Origin of the sequence: Sphingomonas sp. LHG3443-2, from assembly GCF_049896405.1 — a bacterium.
In the GTDB taxonomy this organism is placed as follows: Bacteria; Pseudomonadota; Alphaproteobacteria; order Sphingomonadales; family Sphingomonadaceae; genus Sphingomicrobium.
The window spans coordinates 2125042-2147148 of sequence record NZ_JAFCUG010000001.1; the positions used below are offsets into that span (position 1 = coordinate 2125042).

The window sequence follows — 22107 nt, forward strand, 5'->3', positions numbered from 1 at the left end:
CTTCATGGCATCCGAAGCACCTTTTGACGTCCTGATCATCGGCGGCGGCCCGGCGGGGTTGACCGCGGCCATTTACCTTTCGCGCTTTCACCTCGACATCGTGGTGGTGGACGAAGGCAAGAGCCGGGCAAGCTGGATTCCCTGCAGCCACAACCATGCCGGCTATCCTGACGGGATCAACGGCAAGGAGCTGCTCGAACTGATGCGCACCCAGGCGCAGAAATACGGCACCAGGATCGAGACCGGGCGCGTGCACCGGCTCGACAAGGAAACGGACGGCCTGTTCACCGCTGAATGGGGCGCCGGAGCGCAGCGCGCCCGCGCCGTGCTGCTGGCGACCGGGCTTACCAACCGCAAGCCGCCAATGGACCCCGAGCTTCACGACGAGGCCATGGCGCGCGGGCTGATCCGTTATTGCCCGATCTGCGACGGCTATGAGGTGACTGACAAGCGCGTCGGGATCATCGGATCAGGCAAGGGCGGCGTCGGCGAGGCGATCTTCCTGCGCTCATACACCGCCGACGTGACGCTGATCGCACCGGACAGCGCGCTCGAGCTTCCGGAAGAGGATCGCAAACGGCTGGAGGAAGCCGGTGTGGCGCTTGTCGATGGTCCTGCCGAAGCGATCGGCTGTGTCGAGAATTGCATCACCATCGACACGGCGGACGGGCTGCTGAGCTTCGACAGCATCTATCCCGCGCTTGGGAGCGATACGCACACCGCCCTGGCGGCGATGGTGGGCGCCGAGATCAACGAGGAGGATTGCTGCCTCGTCTGCGACGAAAAAATGCGCACCAGTGTCGAGGGGTTGTATGCGGCGGGCGACGTCGTTCACGGCCTCGACCAGATCAGCCACGCGATGGGCGAAGGCGGGCAAGCGGCCACCACCATCCGCAACGACCTTGCCGCCAAACGACCGCTGCTCCGCCAGCCAGTGGTGCTGCCTGACGAATCGGAGACCAAGCGCGAGCAGGTCGAGACCGGCGACGCCTGAGCGGTCTTAGAAGACGGCTCCGATCAGCAGCACTGGGCTGTCTGCGGGCGAAATCTGCAGCTTGCCGCGGGCTTCGGTGATGAGGGCGTGGGCGAGCCACGCCCCGGCCGCACGCGGCTCGATGGTGCCGGCAGCGCCGCGTTCCAGGGTCGCGCGAAGGTTGGGATCGAGCAACAGCCGCGGCCCCTCGGCACGGATCACGATCTCGGTCCCGTTGGCCCCGCGTTCCGCCCCGATGTCGAGCTGACCGCCGCGGACCAGCGCGTCGCCGGCAACCAGGGCGAGGTTCAGCAGCACCTTGACCGCTTCCTTGGGCAGCTTGTCGGCCGCGACCATCCAGCCGAGTTCGATCTTCTTTTCGGCGCCGAACAAGCCTTCGAGCGCCGTGCGCGCCTCGCGGGTGTCGATCTCCTCGCCAAATCCGCCAGCAGCGCCGAAGGCTAGCCGGAAGAACTTGAGCTTGGCCGCGCTGGCCTTGGCGCTCTCTGCGAGCAGTTCGAGGCAGCGCTCCCGCATCTCCGGGTCCTGCTCGTCGGCCATCAGTTCGAGGCCGTTGTTCAAGGCCCCGACCGGACTGAGCAGGTCGTGGCACAGGCGGGAGCAAAGCAGACTGGCGAGGTCGATCGCGTTCATGGGCGGACGTGGTGGCTGATGCTGGTCATTTGTTCAACCCAATGCGTGGCGACCTTGAAAGTAGCGTGGCGGTTCCTAATTTATCCTATCCAATGACCGGGGGGTCCGACATCATCGACGTGGCGCTGGACGCCGGACACGCGGGCTGGCGGCTCGACCGCGCGCTTGCTGATGCCCTGCCGACCATGAGCCGCGAGCGGTTGAAGAGCCTGGTCAAGGCCGGCGCACTCGACCGCGAGGGGCGGCTGGTGCGGGATCCTTCGCTCAAGGTCGACGGCTCCGAGCAGTTCCGCCTGACCGTGCCGCAGCCCGAACAGGCGAGCGCCCCGGCGCAGGATATCCCGCTGGTCATCGCCTACGAGGACGATCACCTGCTGGTGGTCGACAAGCCCCCCGGTCTGGTCGTCCATCCTGCCGCCGGCAACCTCGATGGGACGCTGGTCAATGCCCTTCTCCACCATTGCGCTGGGCGCCTCAGCGGCATCGGCGGAGTGGCACGGCCGGGGATCGTCCACCGCATCGACAAGGATACGTCGGGCTTGCTGGTGGTCGCCAAGACCGATGTTGCTCATGAGGGTCTGGCCAAGCAATTCCAGGCGCATACCATCGAGCGGCGCTATCTGGCAGCGGTCGGGGGACGACCGGCGAAGATGGAAGGCAGCGTCGATGCCGCCCTTGCCCGCTCCACCCACGATCGCAAGAAGATGGCGATCGTCGAAGCGGATCGCGGCAAGCGGGCGGTCACCCACTATAAGGTTCTGGGAGTGACCAACGCTGCGGCCAAGATCGAATGCCGACTGGAGACCGGGCGGACGCATCAGGTCCGCGTCCACATGGCCAGCATCGGCCATCCGCTGCTCGGCGACCCGGTCTATGGCCGGGCACCGGCGCAGAAGCTGCGTGAATTATTGAACCGGCTCAACTTCCGGCGCCAGGCGTTGCATGCGGCAAGGCTCGGCTTCGTTCATCCGGTGACCAAGGACCGTCTATCGTTCGAAAGCGCCGTTCCGCAGGATATGCAGGAACTGTTCAGAGCGCTTGGGGTATAGGATTTCAGGTGTCAGGGTGGTGGGGAAAGCCGCCCGGACAAGCAAGGACGCAAGAAACACGATGGCACAAGCGAAGGCAGTTTCGATCCCAGCAGGCGCCGGCGAAGTCGGGCTCAACCGCTATCTGTCTGAGATCAAGAAGTTTCCGATCCTTGCACCGGAAGAGGAATATATGCTCGCCAAGCGCTGGCGCGAGCATAACGACACCGATGCGGCCGCACGGCTGGTCAACAGCCACCTGCGACTCGTGGCCAAGATCGCCATGGGCTATCGCGGCTATGGCCTGCCGGTCAGCGAGCTGATCAGCGAAGGCAACATTGGCCTGATGCAGGGCGTCAAGAAGTTCGAGCCCGACCGGGGTTTCCGCCTGGCGACCTACGCCATGTGGTGGATCCGCGCGAGCATCCAGGAATTCATCCTGCGCTCGTGGTCGCTCGTAAAGATGGGCACCACCGCTGCGCAGAAGAAGCTGTTCTTCAACCTTCGCCGGATGAAGAACCAGATCGACGCGTTCGAAGAAGGCGACTTGAAGCCCGCCGACGTGACCAAGATCGCGACCGATCTCGGCGTCACCGAGGACGAGGTCATCTCGATGAACCGCCGCATGGGCATGGGCGGCGACACCAGCCTCAATGCGCCCCTGAAGGGTGACGAGGGCGCCGAGAGCCAGTGGCAGGACTTCCTGGTCGACAACGGCCCGCTGCAGGACGAGCTGGTCGCCGAGGAAGAGGAAAAGCAGGTCCGCCATGCGCTTCTGACCACGGCGATGGGCTCGCTCAACGACCGTGAGAAGCACATCCTGACCGAGCGCCGCCTGGCCGACGATCCCAAGACCCTCGAGGAACTCTCGCAGGTCTATGGCGTCAGCCGCGAGCGGATCCGCCAGATCGAGGTACGCGCCTTCGAGAAGCTGCAGGCCGCGCTGATGAAGAGCGCGACCGAGCAGAGGCTGCTGCCGGCGGCTTAGCGTTATTTTGGTAACCATGAGGGAGTAAGTGGCGGTCATGGGCTTCCACACTCCCCTGTGCCGCTTCCTTTACACGCTGGAAGTGCCGCGTCTTGGCGGCAAGCCGGCGCAGGCGGGCGCCTTGTGCTGGCGCCGGGAGGGCAAGCGGCTCGAGGTGCTGCTGGTCAAGGCTCGCAAGTCCGGCCGCTGGGTGCTACCTGCCGGCTGGGCGCTACGCGGACGACCGCTGGCAACCACGGCCAAGCGCGAGGCGTGGGAAGAAGCCGGGGTGAGCGGCACGGTCGCGAACCAGGTGCTGACGGTCGTTCCCAAGCGCAAGCGCTACCGCCTCGCCGGTGAGATCGAGTGGCAGATGGCGGTGTTTCCGCTGCGCGTTGACAGTGTAGCCGACGATTATCCCGAGGCTTCCGAGCGGCAGCGCGGCTGGTTTTCGCCGGAGGAAGCGGCGAAGTTGGTCCATCCCTCTTCCCTCGGCCCGGTGCTGAAAGACATCGCTGGCGGCCGTTAACGCCGGCGCAGCAGCGCGAGCCCAGCCGCGGTGACGAGCAGCGCTGCGCCCGTCTTCTCCCGCCCGCGCGTCTTGAGGAAGCCGAGCCCGAGCGTCGCCAGCCCCGAACTCAGCATCGAGATCTTGCGGGCACCGGCAAGTTGGCTCGTGCGCGAAACTACACGGCTGGCGAGATAAGGATGTCCTTCGGCGTGAGCCGGAGGGGAAGCGGCCAATGAAGGCCGCGGTTCAGGCGCATCGCCCATTCCCGGCGTGCCGCCCCTGGTCTCTTCCGTGCCCGCCGCGACATTGTCCGCGCTCCATGCACCGCGGCTTCCAAGCGGTCTCTCGCCGCCCTTGGCGGTGGTGTCGCGGGCCGTCTGATGCTCCACCTCGCTGTTGAGCTCGGCGCCGAAGATCAGGATGTAGCTCGACAGGTAGAGCCAGGTCAGCAGCACCACCACGCTCGACAGCGCGCCGTAGGTCGCGCCGTAGCTGGCGAAGTTGCGGACGTAGAAGCCGAAGGCAAGCGTCAGCAGCAGCCAGACCACGGCGAAGAAGATGGAGCCCGGCGTCAGCCACGTCCACTTGGCCTTTTCCCGGCTCGGCCCATAGCGGAACAGCGTCGCCGCCGCGGCTGCAGCGATTGCGCCGAGGGCAGCATAGGTCACGGCCGAGGTCAGGAAGTGCCCGACGGGTCCAGCCTTCGGAAGCAGCTTCTCGATCGCCGACAGGATCCCGATCGCAGCGCCCACGATCCCGGCCATCAGGACCGCGCCAAGGGTCATCGCCAGGGCAAGCAGGGTTGTCTTGACGAAACCGCGCTTTTCTTCCTCTTCGTAGGCGATGTTAAGCGCGGTGATGATCGCGCTGGCGGCGTTCTTCGCGCCCCAGAAGGCGACTCCGATCGCGATCAGCAGGCCGAAGCCCTTCTTGCCGCCCGACGTCTCGACCACGTTCAGCAGTTGCTCGCCGATCAGCTTGGCCGCTTCGCCCGGCAGGAAAGCGGTCAGCCCCTGTGCCTGGCGGACCACCGTTTCGGGCGAGGCAAACAGGCCATAGGTGAGCACCGTCGCGCCGAGCAGCGGCACCAGCGCGAGGAAGAAGTAAAAGGCGACGCCCGCCGCGACGATCCCGACATTGTCCTTGCCGACTTCTTTCCACGTGCGCTTGGCGATCTCGATCCAGCCTGGCCGGGGAATGTCGGTCGGCTTGGCAGCGGAGCGGCCGTTGTCGGCGGTGGCGGCAGCGGTGGCCATGGGAACGCGGCACTCCAGGACGGGTGGAACAAGAACACGCGCCCAACCGACGGTCCGCCGCGACCGTTCCTCTTGCCAACCTATGCGAAGAAGCAGAGCCTTGCCGTCCCTGGCGCAAGGAGGCGCCCCGCAGCGACTCGGCGCGCCCCAACCGGCACGAGAGGAGAGCTGCAACCATGCATGAGGCAATCAAGGGCACCAGAGCCATTGCGCTGGTCGGTCCGGCGGGTGCAGGCAAGACCTGCCTTGCCGAGGCGATGCTGTTCGCCAGCGGCACGATCGACCGGCAAGGCGACACCGCCGCCAAGAACAGCATCGGCGACTGGAGCCCGGAAGCGCGCGCTCGGGGCGGATCGACCGAACTCAACCTCATGGGCTTCGACTGGCTGGGTGAGCGTTTTGCGCTGATCGACGTGCCGGGCGGAACCGGATTCCAGGCCGATGGCGCCCGCGCGTTGGCACTGGCCGACCTCGCCGTGGTGGTGGTCGACCCCGATCCAGCTCGCGCGCCCCTTGCCGCGCCGATGCTCCGGTTGCTGGACGAGCTTGGCCTTCCCCACATGATCTTCGTCAACCGGATCGACGGCGCGCGCGCTTCGATCGGCGAGCTGCTCGAGGCGCTCCAGCCCTTGAGCGTGTCGCCGCTGATCGCGCGGCAGATCCCGATCACCAGCGGCGACAAGGTCACCGGCTTTATCGACATCGCACTGGAACGCGCGTTCCATTATCGCCCGGGCCAAGCTTCCGAGCCGATCGCCATGCCGGCCGAGCTGGACGCGGTCGAAGCGCAGGCCCGCACCCATCTCCTCGAACAGCTCGCTGATCACGACGACGCGTTGCTCGAACAATTGCTGATGGACGAAGCGCCCGAGCCGATGCGCGTACTGGACGACCTCGCGCGGGAGACGAGCGAGAATCTGGGTGTGTCGGTGCTTTTCGGGTCCGCCTCCAGCAGCTTTGGCGTGCGCCGCCTGATGAAGGCGCTGCGCCACGAGGCCCCGGCCCCCTCCGCCACCGCCGACCGGCTCGGCGTCGACGGGCCCGCCTTTCATGCGGTCAAGGTCAGCCATGCGCACCAGCTTGGCCGTCTGGTGATCGGGCGATTGCTCGGCGGCTCGCTCAAGGAAGGGCAGGAGCTGAGCACGACCGACGGCCGGGCGATCAAGGCCAGTGCCATGTTCACCCTCCAGGGCGAGCGTAACCAGCGTCTTTCGGACGCGCCCGAAGGCAGCATGCTCGCCCTCGCCAAGGCGGATGCGCTTCACGCCGGCGACTGGGCGGGGAGCGGCGCCCTACCCCCCGAGCTCGACGTGCCCCTTCCCTCACGCAATTGCCGTGTCGCGATCCAGCCTGCCGACCGCAAGGACGACGTCAAACTATCGGGCGCCCTCCACAAACTCGTCGAGGAAGACCCGACCTTGCATGTCGAGCATGACGAAGAGGATCATGCGCTGGTCCTGTCCGGCGTCAACGAGGAGCAATTCGGCGTCGTCCTTGCCCGCCTCAAGCGCCGTCACGGCGTTCAGGTGATGCAGCGACAGCCCAAGGTCCGTTACCGCGAATCGATCCGCCGCGGCGTGACGCAGCGCGGACGGCACAAGAAACAGTCGGGCGGGCATGGCCAGTTCGGCGATGTCGTCATCGACCTTGCCCCCCGCAGCCGCGGCGAGGGCATTGCCTTTGCCGAGCAGATCCACGGCGGCGCCATTCCGCGGCAATATGTCCCCGCGGTCGAACAGGGCGTGCGCGACGCCTGCATGAAGGGGCCGCTCGGCTTTCCGGTGGTGGACGTTGCGGTGACGCTGACCGACGGCAGCTACCACAGCGTCGATTCGAGCGAACTCGCCTTCCGCACCGCAGGGCGGATCGCGATGCAGGAGGCTCTGGCCGCCGCCCAGCCGCATCTCCTCGAACCGGTGCACAAGGTCGCGGTGGTCACGCCCTCCAGCGCCAGCAGCAAGGTCGGAAGCGCGCTCGCCGCCCGCCGCGGCCAGCTTCTCGGCATGGGTCCACGCGACGGCTGGGCCGGGTGGGACCGCATCGAAGCGCTGGTCCCCGAAGCCGAGCTGCAGGGCCTGGAAGGCGAACTTAGGAGCCTTAGCCAGGGGCTTGCCACCTATGAGGCAAGCTTCGACCATCTGGCCGAACTCAACGGCTCGCTGGCCGACAAGGTGGTCAAAGGCCGCGACCTGCAGGACGCCTGAAACCTACCCGGGCTTGTCATTGGGAGCGAAGCGAAGCAATCCAGCGCACAACTGGATTGCTTCGGCGCTCACGCGCCTCGCAATGACGCGTGAGGAGATGCTTTCGTGGCGAAACGCCTGACCTGGTACATTTTGGCAGCGCTGGTTCTCGGCCTGATCACCGGCTGGGCGATCAACGCCGGGATCGGTGACGCGACGCCAGAGGGCAAGGCGCAACTGGAAGAGATCGCCGGCTATTTCGGCATCGTCACGACCCTCTTCCTCCGGCTGATCAAGATGATCATCGCCCCGCTGGTGTTCGCGACCCTGGTCGCGGGCGTGGCGCACATGGGCGATACGGCGGCGCTCGGCCGGGTCGGCGCACGAACGATGGCCTGGTTCATTACCGCCAGCCTGATCTCGCTGACCCTGGGCCTCATCCTGGTCAACACGCTGCAGCCGGGCGTCGGGCTCAACCTGCCGCTGCCGCCGGTCAATGCCGCGAGCGGGGTCGACACCTCCAACTTCGACCTTGCCAAGTTCGTGACCCACGTGGTTCCGGCATCGGGCATTGCGGCCATGGCCGAGAACGAGATCCTGCAGATCGTCGTTTTCTCCCTCTTCGTCGGTGTGGCGATCACCGCGGTCGGCGAAAAGGCCAAGCCGCTTGTGCGCGCCGTCGAGGGCCTGGTCGAGGTGATGCTGGTCGTGACCGGCTATGTCATGCGCCTGGCGCCGCTGGCGGTGTTCGCCGCGGTTGCCGCCTCCATCGCCGAAAATGGTCCGGGGGTGATCATCACCTTCGGCCAGTTCATCGGCAGCTTCTACCTCGGGCTCGTGATCCTGTGGTGCCTGCTGTTCGGGGTGGCTTTCCTGGCGGTCGGGCGGCGCGTGTCGCATCTTGCGCGCTATATCCGCGATCCGCTGGTGCTGGCCTTCTCCACCGCCTCGTCGGAAGCGGCTTATCCGCGCACGCTGGAAGCGCTCGACAAGTTCGGCGTGCCCCCGCGCATCGCCAGCTTCGTGCTGCCCTTGGGCTATTCGTTCAACCTCGACGGCTCGATGATGTACATGACCTTTGCGACGATCTTCATCGCGCAGGCTTATGGCATCGACCTCAGCATCGGGCAGGAGATCCTGCTGCTCCTCACCCTGATGATCACCAGCAAGGGCATCGCCGGCGTGCCGCGCGCCAGTCTGGTGGTGATCGCGGGCAGCTTGGCGATGTTCAACATTCCCGAGGCCGGGCTGCTGCTGATCCTCGCCGTCGACCATTTCCTCGACATGGGCCGATCGGCGACCAATGTCGTCGGCAATGCGGTGGCGAGCGTGCTGGTCGCCAAGTGGGAAGGCCCGCTCGACGCGCCGGAATCGCCGGTGATCGAGCATACGCCCGCGCCCAGCCACATGCCCCCACCCCCGCCAGAGACCTGAGCGACACGTGGACCTCACTGCCCTGCCGGAGCGCTACCGGCTGATCTTCTGCGACCTGTGGGGCTGCGTTCATGATGGGCGCGCGATCCTGCCTGGCGTGCGCGAGACACTGACCGCGTGGCGACAGCAGGGCCGCCGCGTGCTGTTCGTCACCAACGCTCCCCGCAGCGCCGACGCGATCCGCGCTCAATTGCTGCGGCTCGACCTCGACCCGGCGCTGGATGATGGGATCGTCACTGCCGGCGAAGCGGGCCTGGCCGCGGTCCGCGGACGGCCGGTGGGCTTTTGCGGGACAGAAAGCGATCGCGCCGACCTCACCGCCCGCGGGCTGGTGATCGCGGAAGACGGTTATGACGAGCTGGCCTGTGCCGGGCTGGACGTGGGGGAGACGGTCGCCGACTATGACGGGCGCCTTGCGACGTGGCGCTCGGCGGACGTGCTGATGCACTGCCTCAATCCCGACCGCATCGTTCATCACATGGGCGAAGTCATGGTCTGCGCCGGCGCACTTGCCGACGCCTATGAAGCGCTTGGTGGCCGGGTCATCTGGTACGGCAAGCCCTATCCGGCAATCTACGAGCATGCACTGGCACTCGGCGGCAGCCCGGCGAAACATGCCGTGCTGGCGATCGGAGACGGGCTCCAGACCGATATGGCGGGTGCCGCCTCCTTCGGCATCGATGCGGTGTTTGTCGCCGGTGGCATCCACGCCGGGGAAGAAGCCCGATTTGCCGAAGGCTGGGCGCCGGTCGCCATCGTGGCGAGCCTCGGAACCTCCGCGCAGGCCAGCGCGTAGAGCAGCCTCCTCATGGTTTCCCTGCATCACCCCTCACCGCTCGGCGCCGGGCCGCGCCCCGGCTCGCGCGAGACGATCGCGCTGCTTGCCGCGCTGATGGCGCTGAATGCGATAGGCATCGATGCGATGATCCCGGCGCTGGCCGATATCGCCAGCCACCTCGGTGTCGAGGAAGAGAACCGCCGCCAGCTTGTCATCATCGCCTACACCATGGGCTTTGGCGTCGGTCAGCTGTTCTGGGGGCCGCTGGCCGACCGTTTCGGGCGAAAGCCGACGCTTCTGACCGGGATCGCGGTCTACGTCTGCTTCGCCCTGGTCTGCTCTGCCGCCCCCAGCTTCGAGCTGTTGATCGCCGGTCGCGCCTTTCAGGGAGCAGCGGCGGCGGCGACCCGGGTGATCGTCCTCGCCATGGTCCGCGACCTGTTCGAGGGTGAAGCCATGGCGCGGGTGATGAGCCTGGTCGCGATGGTGTTCATGGTCGTCCCGGTCCTTGCCCCGAGCGTCGGTCAGCTGATCCTGACCGTCGGCCCGTGGCAGTCGATCTTCTGGGTGCTCGCGCTCTACGGCGCAGTGATCGGAGCCTGGGCGTTCCTGCGCATTCCCGAGACTCTGCGCGACGAGCATCGCCGGACCCTGCACCTCTCCGACCTCGCCGAAGGCGCTAAAGCCGTGGTCACCGACCGCCAGTCGCTGGGCTACACGCTGGCACAGACCGCTCTGTTCGCGGGTCTCCTCGGCTACATCTCTTCGATTCAGCAGATCGTCTTCGACGTCTTCAAGCGGCCCGAACTGATCGGCGTGGTGTTCGGCGCGGTCGCGGCGCCGATGGCGCTGGCGAGTTTCACCAACAGCAAGCTGGTCGGCCGCTTCGGCCTTCGCCGCGTGGCACATTTCGGTGTGCTGGCATTCGCGATGCTGGCCCTGGGTCATGTCATGGTCGCTACCTTCATCGGCGAAGGCCTCGCCGGCTTCGTGATTGGCCAGGCGCTGGTGCTTGCCAGCTTCTCCTTCTGCTCGGCGAATATGAACACGCTTGCCATGGAACGCATGGCGCGGGTGGCGGGCATGGCGTCGTCGATCCAGGGCGTACTCAGCACCATCCTCGCGGCACTGGCCGGTTTCGCAATCGGACAGGCATTCGACGGGACGCAGATCCCTTATCTTTGGGGGCTGACGCTGTGCGGCATCAGCGGGCTTGCGCTGGTGGTGCTTACCGATCCGCACCGTTTGTTCGAGCGGTTGCAGCCGCGGCATGATCCAGCACTGCACGGCCAAGCGCCTCAAGTTGGTTGAGATCGCGCGGGCGGGCGAGGCGGAACACCGGCACTGAAGCGGCGACCGCGGCGACCGTTCGCCAATGCTCCGCGCGCCATTCGGGACGGCGATCGGCGAAGCCGCCGCGATACGTATGGTCGAAGAGCGCCGAGGCGGCCGCCGCCCCGCCACAGCGTTCGATCGCGATCTCCGGCCCGTCTTCCAGGACGTAGACCGCACGCAGCGGCAGAGGGTCGGCAACCAGCTGGTCGATCGCGACCGGCAGATCCCATTTCTCCACCGCATCGTCGGCGTAGCTCGGTTCGAGGCCCTCGTTGTCGAGACCGAAGCGCTCCATTGCTTCACGCCACAAGCGCACCCGCGGCGGTCCGGGATAGGCGAGCACTTCGTCGGCTACAGCTTTAAGCGCAATGACGTCGTCGCCGACGATGCGGCTTCCGTTGCGAGCGAACCAGGCAGCCAGCGTCGACTTGCCTGCCCCTGACGCACCCGCGACGGCGATCGCGCTGCCATGCAGTTCCACCGCATTGGCGTGGAGCGGGAAGAGGCCGCGCTGATGAAGGATCAGCCCCATGGCGCTTCCGAGCAGGAACAAGCGCAGGTTGCGATCGGACACGCCTTCCCGGGCCTCGACAATGATCTCGCGCCCACCGCTGACCTTGAAGGAGCCAGCCTCCGCGATGACGAGGTCTGGTTTGTCGCCGACCGCGCCATAGCGAATGACGACGTCCGGGACCGAATCCGCCGCCGCTGAAACGAGCTTCGGCAGTGGCACCTCGCTATCGATGACGAGGCCGAACAAACGAACGAGGCTCATGGCGAAGGCACCGCCCGCTTGGCACCGCGGCTGTTCCCTTCCGCCCTGCCGCCGCTAAGGACGAGCGCATGGAGCCAATGCTCACCCTTCTTCTCGATTGTTGCCGCCCTCACCTCAGCGATGCCGATCTGGCGCTGATCGGCGCGCGCCTTGCCGCTGGCGACGGCAAGCGGCTTGCCTTTCTCGCCCGGCGTCATCGCGTCGAAGGGCTGGTGTGGCGTAGCATCACGCGCGCCGGCATCGTGCCCTTGGGCGCGCAGCCGATTGGAGAAGCGGCGCGGCGCATTGCGGCCGACGGCTTCGCCATGGCGCTCGAAAGCGGGCGCGTGCACAGCGCCTTCAGCCGGGCCTCGCTGCCGCACCTGTTCGTCAAAGGCCAGACCCTCGGCGCGCTGGCCTGGAGCGATCCGCTGCTCAAGCAGCAGCTCGACATCGACCTGCTGGTGCCGCCCAACGCGATCAACAAGGCGGGGCGACTGCTCGAAGCGCTTGGTTACGTGCAGCAGGTCCCCGATCCTTCCGTCGACGCGGCCGATTGGCATCGCTCGCACAAGGAAAGCCAGTGGCGCAGCGATGACGGGATCCTGCTCGATCTGCATAGCCGCCTGGGCGATCATCCGGCGCTGCTCCCCACCGCTACCGCGACCGTCACACCGAGGAAGGTGGAGGTGCCGGGCGGCATCGCGCTGCCGACCCTGCCGGATCGATTGCTCCTCCCCTATCTCGCCGTGCACGGCACTTCCAGCGCGTGGTTCCGGGTTAAGTGGCTGGCGGACTTCGCGGCGCTGGTTGGCCGCACTCCGCCCGAAACCGTGGCCACGATTGCCGACCAAGCACCGCGGCTCGGCGCCGGACGGACCTTCGCCGCGGCGTTGATCCTTTCCAACCGGCTGCTCGGCACGAGATTGCCCGACAATCTGGAGGCCGACCGCGCGACCTCGCGGCTGGTCGCCCTTGCCACCGCCATGATCGGCAATCCCGGTGAACCGACGCAGCAGCGTTTCGGCACCTTGCCGATCCACCGTTCGCAGCTGCTGATGGTGCCGGGCTCGCACTATTTCCTCAGCGAAGTGGTGCGAAAGCTCGGGCAGCTGCTTATCCGCTGACCTGACCATCATCGTCCAGCGAGAGGTGCCGCGGCGCTCGTTCCCGCCTGCGGGAGCGCGATTGTGACCCACCCGAATGGGTGCGCGGTTCGGCCATGAAGGCGAGCGAAACGGCGAACACCGCCTGAATGGCTGCATCGCGCAGCGGATAGTCAACCAGGCTGTGCGCGAGGATTGCGCCCGAAGCGATGGTCGCCGCCAGGGCGATGGGGTCGGGTTGCTCCGCCCGCCACAACCGAACGGCGCGAGTCCCCCACCACAGGATCAGCGCACCCAGCAAGAGCGCGCCGAGGAGACCAGTTTCGAGAACCCATTCCAGCGGATCACTGTGCGCGTGATTGACGAAGAAGGAGTCGACCAGCGCCGAGTTTTCGTAAAGGCGGTAATATTCGCGGAACGTGCCAAGGCCGGTTCCGACCGGGAAGCTGTCGCCAATCGCCTGCACGGTGATCCGGTAAATGTCGGAGCGGGTTGCGACCGAGGTCGTATTGCTGCCCGCATCGGTGAAGGCGGCCAGCGCCACCAGCGCTCCCAGCATCAGCAGCATGGCCAGCCCGGCCAGGAGGCGCGGCGTCTTGCCGGCATTGGGAAGCGACACGGCCAGCGTCGCCAGCGTCACCGGTATCAGCAGCGACAAGCCAGCCATCGAGCCGTTTAGAATGATTCCCAGCACGATTACCGCCACCGCGCCAAGCGCAATGACGATCCGACCCAGTGCTGCGGACTGCCGCGATCGCCGCTCTTCCCGATGCCCCTGCTGCAGCCCGATCAGCGCCCCAAGGAACGGCAAGGTCGCCAACAGCAGAGTCGCCTGATGGTTGCTGTTGGCGAACAGGCCCGTCGCCCGTTCCGTGTTGTAGTTCTCGTAAAGGTACGGACCGCCCTGGCTCAGCTGCACCGCGCCGAGCAGCACGGAAAGGCAGGTGCCGATCACCAGCGCGCCGACGACCCAGCGCGAACGATAAGCGCCGAGCACCACCACGGCGGCGATCAGGCCTAGGGGGACGGCCATCAGGGGCAATATCGACCAGGTAGACGCCGGGGCTAGTGACACGGGCAGCCACGGCAGCGGCTCGCCGCTTAGCTCAAAACCTTCGATCACGGGCTCACGACCCGGCAGCGCGCTCCACCATTGCGGCGGGATTGGCACGAGTTGCAGCAGCACAAGCGCGAACCACAGTGCGCACAGCCACAGGAGCAGGCGGCCAGCACTGGTGGGATGGCTTCGCTGCGTCGCCATCAGCGCCCAGGCAATCAGGCCCAAGCCGCCGATCTGAAGAATAAGGTTGCGCCAAATGCCCTGCGGACTGCCGCCGAGCAGCAGACACGCCAGCAGGAAGGCGGGTACGGCAAGCTGGCGAAGTTTGACACTCATCGCGCGCCTCCCGCCGGATCGAGGCTGGCTCGGAGGAGCTCGGCAGACACGGTGCGTGGAAACTCACCCATCTTGCCCCAGAGAGCGAGACGTTGCGCCGGGCAATCGGCCGGCACCTGCAGCAGTTGCGCGCTGCCGGCGGCGTTCGCTGGCCAAATCGCCAGCGGCCGGTTTGCTTGCAGGCAGGTCACTCGCCACTCGAACGATGAAGCTCCGCCGCCACCGGCGAATTGCGATTCGAAGCGGTAAGCACCCGCAGGCAGCAGCAACAGATGATCGGCCAGCGCCGCATCTGCTCGGCCGTAGTAGACCAATCGCAGCGGTCCGCCCGGAGCCGCTTCGGCGACACCGTCGGAAGTTGCCGGCAGGCGCCACGACAATGGTCCCGCATTCGCGTCCGTCCATGAGGTCAGCCTGGTCCCGCCGCCGACCTTGGCCGCAGTCAGCATTGCACGGGCCTCGTCCATGTTCCCGGCGCCAAGCTGCCGCTCGAACGCGGTGCGAAACCACGCCGCGCCAGCGTCTCCGGCCTTGGTCAGCAGCCGCAAGGAGGGCGCGGCGGTGAGATCCTGAGAAAGGCTTGTCATCACCGCCGTGCGCAGTCCGGGATTGCTGCTCAGCACAGGCCGCACTTCGGCAATCTTGCCTGGGTCGCGAAGATAGATCGCCAGCGTGGCCGCAAAGGCATCCACGCCGCCCCCGCCGAGCCGGCGGCCAAGCACTGCGACATTGGCGAGCGCGTCGCCCACCCGCTGCTCGCGGATGAGGAGGTCGGCCAGCATGAAATGAGCCGCGGTCGAGCGTGGTTCGCGGTGGAGCGTCGCCTTGAGCAAGGCCTCGCCCCCGGCGCGATCACCGACCGCCAGCCGTTCGGCGGCAGCCGAGAGGAGCGGTTCAACCGCCAGCGGATCGACGCGGCTGACTTCCCGCATCTGCGACAGGGCCTCGGCAGGTGGCGGCTGGCGATCGCGTGCCGCGGTTCCAATACTGGCGAGTGCGAGGGTGGTGAGCGGCAAGGGGTGCGAAGGCCAAAGGGCATGCGCCGCCTCCGGCTTCTGCGCGCCAAGAGCGGCGACGAAGGCGGCACGGCCCGCCTGCACGGCGAGCAGAAGGACCGCCGCCAGGCCGATCCAGTGTAGCCATGATCGCCGAGACGGTTCGGCCGCTTCGGCTCCCATCAACTATCCTGATGATGGGGAATGAGGGCAATCCGCTCGCGCTTGTCGGCCAGTTCGCCGTAGCGGTAATTGTAGTAGCTGTAGTTGCCGTCGGTCTCGTTCGCCTTGGTCAGCAGTCCGCCGATCAGATGGGCGCCCGATGCTTCGAGATTGTTCAGCGCTTCGGCCGCCTGGCGCGTGCGCGTGCGGCCGCTTTCGACCACGAACAACACGTTGCGGCAGGTGTGCGCAATCAGCGGCGCATCGGCGAGGCCCATCACCGGCGGGCTGTCGACGATCACCATCTGGAAGTGCTGCAAGGCTTCCTCGATGATCATCCCGAACCGTGCCGTCGCCAGGAGGTCGGCCGGATTGGGCGGAAGCGTGCCGCAGGGCAGCAGCGAAAGGTTGTCGAACTGCGTCGGCGCAACATGGGCGTGCAGGTTCTCCTCGTTGGTGAGGAGCTTGGTCAGGCCGATGTCGTCGTTGGCAGCCCGGAACGCGGGCTTGCGAAGATCGGCGTCGATCAGCAGCACGTTGACGCCGCGTCTGGCGAAATTCTGCGCCAGCGCGAGCGCCGACGAGGACTTGCCTTCGGCGGGCGACGTGGAGGTCACCATCATGACGCGCGGCGCGCCATGTTCGGTGGTGAAGCGAAGCGCCGCCGCGGTGGCGCTATAAGCCTCCGACACGACCGATCACGGGTCCTTCAGATCCTCGACGAAATCGCCCTTGGTCTGGCGCTTGGGGATCTGGCCGATGCAGGCGAGACCTAGTTTGGAACGCATGTCCTCGCGGGTGCGGATGGTGTCGCGTAGGAGATCAAGGCCGACTGCCGCTCCAAGCCCACCAACCAGACCGAGGGCAAGGCCCGCGAGCAGGTTGCGCGGCAAGTTGGGTTTGAACGGGGCGCCTGCGGGCTCGGCCCGATCGACGATCGAGATCGGTGACGTGCCGATCCCGCCCGCCACGCCGATCTCCTTGTAGCGGCCCAACAGCGCGTCATACAGGCTGTTGGTATCCACCTCGCGCTGGAGGATGCCGTAGCGGACGCTGCGGCCGCGCAGGTCGAGCACCTGACCCTTGAGCGAATTGACGCGGCCCTGAAGCCCCTGTTCGGCCGCTACTGCACCGCGATATTCGGCGCCAAACGTGTTGTTGACGCCGGCGCTGACCTGCGAGGCTTCGCGGGCGATCTGCTGGCCAAGCTCATCGATCCGCTGGCGCAGGCTGATCATTTCGGGATGTTCCGGCTGAAGCGAGGCGCGCTTTTCGCTATAGTCGGCTTAACGCTGTGGGCGATTGGCCGCCACGATCACGAAAAGCGATAAGGGCTACTCACTCGGCCCTGTGCTCAGGTGTATAGACGTTCTTGGGACGACATCGGAATCGGGAAACCTATCGATCAGCCTCTGAAATTTACTGCGTCCCGCTTGCGTGAGAAAAAGTAGGGAAGATCGCCGGTCGCTTGCATGGGGCGCGCGAGTAACAAGGCCAGCGGACTCAAGGTGATCAATGTAGCGTAGTGCAGTGGTCGACGGGCAGTTAGCCATCGCACATACACTGCTAACAGAACTCATGTCTCCGGATAGGGATTTTGCGAACAGATACAGAAGGATATCCCACCCCGGGTCATAAAAAATATCAACTTCGAAAATCTCATTTCGAAGGCTGCGCATCCGCAAAGTTTTGAAGATATGGTTCTGAACTTCATCAATGCGAATTCCAGCAACTAGAGAGGCGTCACCGTCCCCATCGTTCGGTAGCAATTCGCAATCGTTCCGTCGAAATGATGGGACGTTCATGAATTAGACCTCCGACTTCTCGCAAATTCGGCGTGACGGCAACGCCCAGAACATTTGATTGCTCCAAACTGGCAGTGTAAAATTCCGCTATCGATCATCTACAAGACGATTGCGGGTCAGCGAGCCGATGAGGTCTATTTATGTCGCCATACCAGTTGCCAAGCCAATCCATATTTGACAGCGCTCGAACCCGAGAAGTGATGCAGGAAAGACGTCGTGAAATCGAAGCGCTTTGTGAAGTCTTCGCCGCAAAAAATAGTGGATCCAAAGAACCAGCGATTGCTTGGATCATGGTGGCCAACGATCTTCAGATAATCAATCAAGGACTGTCAGCCGGCAGAACACTCAACGATGCCGCGATGGTTTCTCAGATCATCGATGATGCGATTAGGCTTCAGGCAGAGGGAGTGGTATTGGTTTCGCTTGAGCCAACCAGTGATAAACATTTACTGTCACAATCACGTTTGCTTGACTTAAGACAGCGCTTTGACAGTGCGGGTATTTGCCTTCTACAGATCAACCAAATGTATCTTTGACGCTTTCATACTTCAGTAAACGTGATCTAAGCTCGACATTTCCGAGGCGACGCGCTCTTCCCGTGGGATCAGAAGAGGAGATCACCTCAGCAATCCGGCATAGAATCTGGCCAATTAAGTCAATTTCTTGAGCTCGGGCGCCGTGTTTGAATATGAGATTAGGGTCGTTTGCGAGCACATCGCCGACTGCCGACAAACGTCTCTCTGCATAGTGCAGCTCGTCTGAGATCGCCAACAACAGCTTATCTTCGGTGGCGATGTAAATTGGATTCAGCGGTGGAGGATTCTCACGGCGAATGGATTTTCGTGCGCTCACGTTTTCCACCTGACCCTTATCCTAGCTTAAGCTCCAAAGTGGACGGCTTAATTAGGATCTATGCGTTAAATTTTTCTTAAACCGGCGTCGTCTGCACGATATCGGTGGTTTGCCGGAGCAAGGATTGGATGCCTCACAACGCAAATGCTGATAAGTCGGCGGCCACGTTAATCGCCGACTTAGGGATTGCGCTCAATAGTCTGACCACTGCATTGCAGGCACTCGACAACCATAGCGAGTGCGACGCGATCGCCATATTGGTCGACCATGCTTTACAGCTTACGATATCGAAAGCTAAGTCACTGTCCGTCCGCGAGGATTAACTAGCTAGTTACTGCGGCCTTCTCACGACTAGCGGTTTAATTACTTACAAGTCCGCAGCCTTCCGCAAATACCATAGCAGGGCGTGCTCGATCCCTGCCTTGATGTCGTGGGTCGGGGCATAGCCGAGCAGCTTTGACGCCTTGCCGATATCGGCTTCGCTGTGGCGGACGTCACCCTCGCGGAACTGGCCGTAGACCGCTTCGCTGGGCGCATTGCGACCGTGACGCTGAAGGCCCTCCTGAAGCAGGCCGAACAGCTGATTGAGCGTGGTCCGCTCGCCCACCGCGACGTTGAAGACTTCTCCCTGAATCTCGTCGGGCGCCAGCGCGGCGAGGAGATTGGCCTGCACGGCATTGGTAACGAAGCAGAAGTCGCGGCTGGTTTCGCCGTCGCCGTTGATCGTGATCTGCTCGCCGTCGAGCATCGCGTCCACCCAGCGCGGGATCACCGCGGCATAGGGTCCATGCGGGTCCTGGCGCGGTCCGAAGACATTGAAATAACGCAGGCCCGTCGCCTTGAAGCCGTAGCTGCGGGCATAAACGGCGGCGTAGAGCTCGTTGACGAGCTTGGTCACCGCATAGGGCGACAAGGGATTGCCGATCCGCTCTTCCCGCTTGGGAAGGTTGGGCTCGTCGCCGTAAGTGCTGGATGAGGCGGCGTAGACGAAGCGCGTAACGTCGGCTTGCCGGGCCGCATCCAGCATCTGGACGAAGCCGGTGACGTTGACGTCGTGGCTGGTCAGCGGGTCGGCGATCGAGCGCGGGACCGAGCCAAGCGCAGCCTGGTGCAGAACCACTTCGATCCCCGCGCAGGCTTCGGCACAAGTGCGAGTATCGCGGATGTCGCCGGTGATCAGCCGGAACCGCGCGGTCTGCTCTGGGGTGACCGCAGCAAGAAGTTCATCGAGGTTGCGCTGGTGCCCGGTTGCGAAATTGTCGAGGCCGACCACCTGCTGATCGAGCCGGAGCAGGGCTTCGACAAGGTTGGAGCCGATAAACCCAGCGGCGCCAGTGACGAGCCAGCGGCGCGGCCGCTCACGCAAGGGCAGGACATGCGGTGCGAAGCCCGGTGACGCGAACAGGGCTTCAAACATGCCCGCTTTCCTTCTGGTGAAGCCCGTCGATGGTGTCGATCACCCAGCGCTTGTCGCCTTCGATCCCGAGCGCGGTGAGACGGCCGGTAGCATAGGCACCGGTGTCGATCCCGATCCGCGAGCCGACTTCTTCGACTGCCTCGCTGATGGTGTGGCCGTGGACCACCACCATACCGTGGTCGCGCGTATCGGTGAGGAAGGGCTCACGGATCCAGCGCAGGTCGCGCAGGGTCTGCTGATCGGGCGGAACGCCGGGCCGGATACCGGCATGGACCAGAAAATAGTCGCCGAAGCGCATCGAGTCCGCCAGCCCTTCGAGGAAGTGGCGGTCCTCGCGGGGAACGATATCGGCGATCCGCCGCTGCGCCGCCGCTGGGCTGAGCGATTCCAGCGCCTTGGGATCAGCGCCGTAGCTTTGCAGCATCTCGGCGCCGCCAAAGCGAAGCCAGCCGGCGACCTCGGTCGGGTCGCCCGCCAGGATCTTCAGGAGCACTTCCTCATGATTGCCGGCAAGACCGACAACCCGGAAGCCGGCAAGATCGAGGTCGCGCAGGCGCTTCAGCACCCCGGCGGAATCCGGTCCGCGATCGATGAGATCGCCGAGCAGCACGATCAGCCCTCGGGCCGGCCCGCGCATGGCATGGTCGTCGGCGATCTCGGCAAGCAAGCGATCGAGCAGGTCGAGGCAGCCGTGAACATCGCCGATCACATAAGCACGCCAACCGGCCTGGCCGCGCGCCATCGCACGGGACGAAGAGAAAAAGCGCCGGAACATGGGCGCGCCCCTAGCGACCTTTTCCTGACATGGCGATGACTGCGCTACGATAAGCGTCGATCACCAACCGCTCATCATATTCCTCTTCGGCGATGGTGCGGGAGTTTTTTGCCCACGTACGGCGCTGTTCGGGGCCGGCCGCGATCAGGCGTTCGATCGCGTCAGCAACGGCCTGAGGGGAGCGCACCTCGAACAGCAGACCGTTGACCCCATCGCGAACGATCTCGCGGCAGCCAGGGACGTCGGCGGCGAGCAACGGGCGCGCCATCGCCGCGGCCTCGAGCAGCGCGCGCGGCATGCCTTCCCGGTAGGAAGGCAGGATCACCGCGTCGGCGGCAGCGATAAAGGGGCGCACGTCCTTGGCGTGGCCCGCATGGGTCAGCAGCCCGTCGGCGATCCAGCCATCCAGTTCCTGCTTCGAAATGGCGGTGCGGTTCGCCGCCCCGAGCTCACCGACAAGCGTCACCTCAAGCTTTGGGTAGCGGGGACGAAGCAGCCGCATCGCTTCAGCCAGCTCGCGGACGCCCTTGTCGCCGAGGAGGCGCCCGACGAACAGCAGTCGAAGTGCCTCGTTCGGCCGATCCTTGGGAATGGAGCAGGCAAACGCCCGGCAATCGACGCCCGAGCCGGGGATCAGCTTCACCTGCTCGCGCCGGACCAGTCCCATCTTCTCGAACAGAGCGGCGTCGTCGCGGTTCTGGAAGAAGACTGTCGGCAAGCCGCGAAACGCCTCGCGGTACAGCGCAGCCTGGACCTTGAGCAGCAGCCCGCCGCGAATGAAGCCGGTGCCGAGGCCCGAGACGTTGGGCAAGAATGGCCGACCCGTCGCCCGTGCCGCCAGCCCGGCGTAGATGTTGCCCTTGGGCGTAAAGCCGAGCACCACCCGCGGCTGAACCTGGCGGAACAGGGCAATCAGCGCCACCAGGCTCTTGAGTTCGGCAAGCGGCGCGGTGCCATCGGCAATCAGCGGGACTTCAAAGGTCGGGAGCGACCCCACCGCGGCATCGCCGGTCGGCACCACCGCCGCCAGCGGCCAGCGACCCTCAGCTTCAAACGCGCGGATCAGCCCGCCGCGCTGGTGCGACAGGTTCCAGCTGCTGTTGGCGACAAGAAGGATGGGATGAGGGTCGGACACGGTGTCGCTGCGGCTTACGCGACCCGGCGTGACATTCAAGCCACGCCCGTCGGCTTCCTCATCGACCAGCTAAAAGACGGCATTCAGTCGAAACCGGTGCCAACTCCCGGCGTTATGGACGGAGAGTTTTACCGGTGCCGTGTGCGCGTCGAGGGGATTACCATATGATTTCAATCCGATCCAAGATGATCGCGGCTTTCTGTGGCGCCAGCATGTTGGCTGCTGCGCCTGCCGCGGCGGCTGCGCGCGCTACCCCGGTCTACGACGTCTCGCCCTGGATCTCGATGAGCGCGACGGCCGGGCCCGCATCGAGCCAAGCGCTGTGCGGTGCGGCTGTGGCGGCCGCGGCCGCCAATGCGGCGGCTCAGGCCGGCACGCCAGGCTGCGTGTTCCCGACGGTCGATGCGCCTGCCCCGCCGCCGGTCGCCGAGACTGCGCCCATCGGGACTCCGGCAGCCGTCGCCGCTGGTGGTGGCGTTGGTATCCTCCCACTATTGCTCGGCCTTGCAGCGCTTGGCGGACTTGCCGCGCTGCTGCTGTCGAACGGAGATGGCGGGACCCAGATTTCGATCAGCCCGTAACAGCGCTTCC

Annotated in this window: 23 protein-coding genes; 11 read left to right on the top strand and 12 right to left on the bottom strand. The window is 65.2% G+C overall.

Annotated features, from left to right (window positions below; genetic code table 11):
- The first annotated feature begins 4 nt into the window (after positions 1–4).
- Positions 5–994 carry an NAD(P)/FAD-dependent oxidoreductase gene (locus ACP69Z_RS10645; RefSeq protein WP_426267459.1) on the top strand — a complete coding sequence of 330 codons (990 nt, stop codon included), beginning with the start codon at positions 5–7 and terminating at the stop codon, positions 992–994.
- 6 nt (positions 995–1000) lie between these two features.
- On the opposite strand, the gene ACP69Z_RS10650 is transcribed toward ACP69Z_RS10645, so the two are convergent.
- Complete coding sequence (locus ACP69Z_RS10650; protein WP_426267460.1) at positions 1001–1627, bottom strand: histidine phosphotransferase family protein; 627 nt, start codon at positions 1625–1627, stop codon at positions 1001–1003.
- A 92-nt stretch (positions 1628–1719) separates the two neighbouring features.
- Between ACP69Z_RS10650 and ACP69Z_RS10655 the strand changes: the two genes are divergently transcribed.
- The 3 genes from ACP69Z_RS10655 (at position 1720) to ACP69Z_RS10665 (ending at position 4151) form a co-directional block, all read left to right on the top strand.
- The gene (locus tag ACP69Z_RS10655; RefSeq protein ID WP_426267461.1) at positions 1720–2676 is read left to right on the top strand and encodes an RluA family pseudouridine synthase; all 957 of its coding nucleotides are present in this window, start codon (positions 1720–1722) and stop codon (positions 2674–2676) included.
- 61 nt (positions 2677–2737) lie between these two features.
- Positions 2738–3643 (top strand): RNA polymerase sigma factor RpoH, encoded by a 906-nt coding sequence (gene rpoH / locus ACP69Z_RS10660; protein WP_426267462.1) that lies wholly within the window; start codon positions 2738–2740, stop codon positions 3641–3643.
- Between the two features lie 37 nt (positions 3644–3680).
- Positions 3681–4151, top strand: coding sequence for an NUDIX hydrolase (locus ACP69Z_RS10665; RefSeq protein WP_426267463.1), 471 nt, complete (start codon positions 3681–3683; stop codon positions 4149–4151).
- Here ACP69Z_RS10665 and ACP69Z_RS10670 read toward each other — a convergent pair.
- The gene (locus ACP69Z_RS10670) at positions 4148–5389 is read right to left on the bottom strand and encodes a YihY/virulence factor BrkB family protein (protein WP_426267464.1); all 1242 of its coding nucleotides are present in this window, start codon (positions 5387–5389) and stop codon (positions 4148–4150) included. The genes ACP69Z_RS10665 and ACP69Z_RS10670 overlap by 4 nt on opposite strands.
- Before the next feature lie 176 nt (positions 5390–5565).
- Here ACP69Z_RS10670 and ACP69Z_RS10675 point away from each other — a divergent pair, with 176 nt between their 5' ends.
- From ACP69Z_RS10675 to ACP69Z_RS10690, 4 genes are all read left to right on the top strand, one after another.
- Positions 5566–7593: an elongation factor G gene (locus tag ACP69Z_RS10675; protein ID WP_426267465.1), complete on the top strand. Its 2028-nt coding sequence runs from the start codon at positions 5566–5568 to the stop codon at positions 7591–7593.
- 105 nt (positions 7594–7698) lie between these two features.
- Positions 7699–9006 (top strand): dicarboxylate/amino acid:cation symporter, encoded by a 1308-nt coding sequence (locus ACP69Z_RS10680; RefSeq protein WP_426267466.1) that lies wholly within the window; start codon positions 7699–7701, stop codon positions 9004–9006.
- A 7-nt stretch (positions 9007–9013) separates the two neighbouring features.
- Positions 9014–9802 (top strand): HAD hydrolase-like protein, encoded by a 789-nt coding sequence (locus ACP69Z_RS10685; RefSeq protein WP_426267467.1) that lies wholly within the window; start codon positions 9014–9016, stop codon positions 9800–9802.
- Between the two features lie 12 nt (positions 9803–9814).
- On the top strand, positions 9815–11095 hold the full coding sequence (locus ACP69Z_RS10690) for a multidrug effflux MFS transporter (protein ID WP_426267468.1): 1281 nt from the start codon (positions 9815–9817) through the stop codon (positions 11093–11095).
- On the opposite strand, the gene ACP69Z_RS10695 is transcribed toward ACP69Z_RS10690, so the two are convergent.
- Positions 11013–11894, bottom strand: coding sequence for a hypothetical protein (locus tag ACP69Z_RS10695; RefSeq protein ID WP_426267469.1), 882 nt, complete (start codon positions 11892–11894; stop codon positions 11013–11015). The two genes, ACP69Z_RS10690 and ACP69Z_RS10695, sit on opposite strands and share 83 nt — an antisense overlap.
- A 68-nt stretch (positions 11895–11962) precedes the next feature.
- Between ACP69Z_RS10695 and ACP69Z_RS10700 the strand changes: the two genes are divergently transcribed.
- Positions 11963–13000: a nucleotidyltransferase family protein gene (locus tag ACP69Z_RS10700; RefSeq protein WP_426267470.1), complete on the top strand. Its 1038-nt coding sequence runs from the start codon at positions 11963–11965 to the stop codon at positions 12998–13000.
- Here the strand turns inward: ACP69Z_RS10700 and ACP69Z_RS10705 are convergent.
- From ACP69Z_RS10705 to ACP69Z_RS10725, 5 genes are all read right to left on the bottom strand, one after another.
- Complete coding sequence (locus tag ACP69Z_RS10705) at positions 12990–14375, bottom strand: O-antigen ligase family protein (protein WP_426267471.1); 1386 nt, start codon at positions 14373–14375, stop codon at positions 12990–12992. The two genes, ACP69Z_RS10700 and ACP69Z_RS10705, sit on opposite strands and share 11 nt — an antisense overlap.
- Positions 14372–15391, bottom strand: a complete 1020-nt coding sequence (locus ACP69Z_RS10710; RefSeq protein WP_426267472.1) for a hypothetical protein — start codon at positions 15389–15391, stop codon at positions 14372–14374. Before ACP69Z_RS10710 ends, ACP69Z_RS10705 begins: the two co-directional genes overlap by 4 nt.
- A gap of 161 nt (positions 15392–15552) precedes the next feature.
- On the bottom strand, positions 15553–16224 hold the full coding sequence (locus ACP69Z_RS10715; protein ID WP_426267473.1) for a CpsD/CapB family tyrosine-protein kinase: 672 nt from the start codon (positions 16222–16224) through the stop codon (positions 15553–15555).
- A gap of 6 nt (positions 16225–16230) precedes the next feature.
- Positions 16231–16770: a hypothetical protein gene (locus ACP69Z_RS10720; RefSeq protein WP_426267474.1), complete on the bottom strand. Its 540-nt coding sequence runs from the start codon at positions 16768–16770 to the stop codon at positions 16231–16233.
- Positions 16771–16866: 96 nt separating this feature from the next.
- Positions 16867–17337: a MarR family winged helix-turn-helix transcriptional regulator gene (locus tag ACP69Z_RS10725; RefSeq protein WP_426267475.1), complete on the bottom strand. Its 471-nt coding sequence runs from the start codon at positions 17335–17337 to the stop codon at positions 16867–16869.
- A 140-nt stretch (positions 17338–17477) separates the two neighbouring features.
- On the opposite strand from ACP69Z_RS10725, the gene ACP69Z_RS10730 reads away from it, so the two are divergent.
- The gene (locus ACP69Z_RS10730; protein WP_426267476.1) at positions 17478–17873 is read left to right on the top strand and encodes a hypothetical protein; all 396 of its coding nucleotides are present in this window, start codon (positions 17478–17480) and stop codon (positions 17871–17873) included.
- Here ACP69Z_RS10730 and ACP69Z_RS10735 read toward each other — a convergent pair.
- The 4 genes from ACP69Z_RS10735 to ACP69Z_RS10750 form a co-directional block, all read right to left on the bottom strand.
- Positions 17854–18198: a hypothetical protein gene (locus tag ACP69Z_RS10735; RefSeq protein ID WP_426267477.1), complete on the bottom strand. Its 345-nt coding sequence runs from the start codon at positions 18196–18198 to the stop codon at positions 17854–17856. The genes ACP69Z_RS10730 and ACP69Z_RS10735 overlap by 20 nt on opposite strands.
- Positions 18199–18556: 358 nt before the next feature.
- On the bottom strand, positions 18557–19606 hold the full coding sequence (locus ACP69Z_RS10740; protein WP_426267478.1) for an SDR family oxidoreductase: 1050 nt from the start codon (positions 19604–19606) through the stop codon (positions 18557–18559).
- Positions 19599–20381, bottom strand: a complete 783-nt coding sequence (locus ACP69Z_RS10745) for a metallophosphoesterase family protein (RefSeq protein WP_426267479.1) — start codon at positions 20379–20381, stop codon at positions 19599–19601. Before ACP69Z_RS10745 ends, ACP69Z_RS10740 begins: the two co-directional genes overlap by 8 nt.
- A gap of 10 nt (positions 20382–20391) precedes the next feature.
- Positions 20392–21516 (bottom strand): glycosyltransferase family 4 protein, encoded by a 1125-nt coding sequence (locus ACP69Z_RS10750; protein ID WP_426267480.1) that lies wholly within the window; start codon positions 21514–21516, stop codon positions 20392–20394.
- 212 nt (positions 21517–21728) lie between these two features.
- Between ACP69Z_RS10750 and ACP69Z_RS10755 the strand changes: the two genes are divergently transcribed.
- Positions 21729–22097, top strand: coding sequence for a hypothetical protein (locus ACP69Z_RS10755; protein WP_426267481.1), 369 nt, complete (start codon positions 21729–21731; stop codon positions 22095–22097).
- The last annotated feature ends 10 nt before the right edge of the window (positions 22098–22107 follow it).

Coding starts and splice junctions, on each gene's coding strand:
- ACP69Z_RS10645 (WP_426267459.1), top strand. CDS start 5: ATGGCATCCGAAGCACCTTTTGACGTCCTGATCATCGGCGGCGGCCCG.
- ACP69Z_RS10650 (WP_426267460.1), bottom strand. CDS start 1,627: ATGAACGCGATCGACCTCGCCAGTCTGCTTTGCTCCCGCCTGTGCCAC.
- ACP69Z_RS10655 (WP_426267461.1), top strand. CDS start 1,720: ATGACCGGGGGGTCCGACATCATCGACGTGGCGCTGGACGCCGGACAC.
- rpoH (WP_426267462.1), top strand. CDS start 2,738: ATGGCACAAGCGAAGGCAGTTTCGATCCCAGCAGGCGCCGGCGAAGTC.
- ACP69Z_RS10665 (WP_426267463.1), top strand. CDS start 3,681: ATGGGCTTCCACACTCCCCTGTGCCGCTTCCTTTACACGCTGGAAGTG.
- ACP69Z_RS10670 (WP_426267464.1), bottom strand. CDS start 5,389: ATGGCCACCGCTGCCGCCACCGCCGACAACGGCCGCTCCGCTGCCAAG.
- ACP69Z_RS10675 (WP_426267465.1), top strand. CDS start 5,566: ATGCATGAGGCAATCAAGGGCACCAGAGCCATTGCGCTGGTCGGTCCG.
- ACP69Z_RS10690 (WP_426267468.1), top strand. CDS start 9,815: ATGGTTTCCCTGCATCACCCCTCACCGCTCGGCGCCGGGCCGCGCCCC.
- ACP69Z_RS10695 (WP_426267469.1), bottom strand. CDS start 11,894: ATGAGCCTCGTTCGTTTGTTCGGCCTCGTCATCGATAGCGAGGTGCCA.
- ACP69Z_RS10700 (WP_426267470.1), top strand. CDS start 11,963: ATGGAGCCAATGCTCACCCTTCTTCTCGATTGTTGCCGCCCTCACCTC.
- ACP69Z_RS10705 (WP_426267471.1), bottom strand. CDS start 14,375: ATGAGTGTCAAACTTCGCCAGCTTGCCGTACCCGCCTTCCTGCTGGCG.
- ACP69Z_RS10720 (WP_426267474.1), bottom strand. CDS start 16,770: ATGATCAGCCTGCGCCAGCGGATCGATGAGCTTGGCCAGCAGATCGCC.
- ACP69Z_RS10725 (WP_426267475.1), bottom strand. CDS start 17,337: ATGAACGTCCCATCATTTCGACGGAACGATTGCGAATTGCTACCGAAC.
- ACP69Z_RS10730 (WP_426267476.1), top strand. CDS start 17,478: ATGTCGCCATACCAGTTGCCAAGCCAATCCATATTTGACAGCGCTCGA.
- ACP69Z_RS10740 (WP_426267478.1), bottom strand. CDS start 19,606: ATGTTTGAAGCCCTGTTCGCGTCACCGGGCTTCGCACCGCATGTCCTG.
- ACP69Z_RS10745 (WP_426267479.1), bottom strand. CDS start 20,381: ATGTTCCGGCGCTTTTTCTCTTCGTCCCGTGCGATGGCGCGCGGCCAG.
- ACP69Z_RS10755 (WP_426267481.1), top strand. CDS start 21,729: ATGTTGGCTGCTGCGCCTGCCGCGGCGGCTGCGCGCGCTACCCCGGTC.